Origin of the sequence: Streptomyces sp. SID3212, from assembly GCF_009865405.1 — a bacterium.
Lineage (GTDB): Bacteria > Actinomycetota > Actinomycetes > Streptomycetales > Streptomycetaceae > Streptomyces.
Genome location: NZ_WWJY01000848.1, coordinates 1 through 1,138 on the forward strand (window position 1 = coordinate 1; position 1,138 = coordinate 1,138).

General features: G+C 74.6%; 1 protein-coding gene. It reads right to left on the reverse strand.

Features of this window, described 5'->3' with window-relative positions; all coding sequences use genetic code 11:
- Window positions 1–114: 114 nt before the first annotated feature.
- Window positions 115–1,014, reverse strand: coding sequence for a carbohydrate kinase (locus GT042_RS25730; RefSeq protein WP_161311115.1), 900 nt, complete (start codon window positions 1,012–1,014; stop codon window positions 115–117).
- Window positions 1,015–1,138: the final 124 nt, after the last annotated feature.

A 1,138-nucleotide genomic window follows, 5' to 3' on the forward strand; every position in this document is an offset into this window, starting at 1 on the left:
CCCCTGCCCGGCCCCCGGCGACAACCCGCACCGGAAAATGCGGCCCGCAGCGGGCACAATCAAGCCCGTCCGGCGATTGAGGACAAATCAGTAAGCGCGACCAAAAACCGGGCGCTACGCGCCGGCGCGCCCACACGCCTCCCCCGCCACCCCGCACGCGAAGCGAAGAACCTCGCGCCACCCAGCCGCCCCCAACCCCACCAACCCCGAAGGGGACAACGCCTCGCGCGAAGACAGCGCATGCAACACCGCCGCGTTCACCGCGTCCCCCGCCCCGATCGTGTCCACCACGGACACCGCCTCCGCCGGTACCGACACCTCCGTGCCGTCCGCCGTCCACACCGTCATCCCCTCCCCGCCGCGCGTCAGCACCACCGCCGCCGGCCCCCGCGCCGTCCACTCCGCCGGGACGCCGCCCAGCCACGCCGCGTCGTCCTCGGAGAGCTTCAGGAGCGTCACGGACGACAGCCAGCCGGTGAAGCGGGTCCGGTACGCGTCGGGGTCCGGGATCAGCCCCGGGCGGATGTTCGGGTCGAGCAGCGTGAAGACCCCCCGCGCCGACTCCCGCCGCAAGAGCGCCTCGTACGCGCTCGCGCCCGGCTCCAGCACCAGCGAGCACGTGCCCAGAGCGAGAGCCCGGACCTCGGGCGGCAGGCTGGGCGGCAGTTCGAACAGCCGGTCCGCGCTGCCCTCCGCGTAGAAGCCGAAGCCCGCGGACCCGTCCGGACCGAGCGCCGCGACGGCGAGGGTCGTGGGCTCGGGGCCCCGCTGGACCAGGGACGTGTCGACGCCCGACGCCCGCAGCCCCTCCATCAGCATGTCCCCGAAGACGTCCGTCGAGACCCGGGAGCAGAACGCGGCGGGCGACCCTAGCCGCCCGAGCGCGACGGCCGTGTTGAACGGTCCGCCACCGAGGCGCGGCAGCAGCGGCGCGGGCGTGGTGGTGTCCGTGCGGTCCCCGGCGGCGTGCTGCGGCACCAGGTCGATCAGGGCTTCTCCGGCGACGACGATCACAGATCCGAACGTAACGCATACCCGTCGTGTACGGCGACGGGGCGAGGGCGCGGAGGGGACGGCGAGGGCGTGGCGGCGGCGAGGACGCGGCAGCGAGGGCGTGGCGACGGCGAGGGCGTGGCGA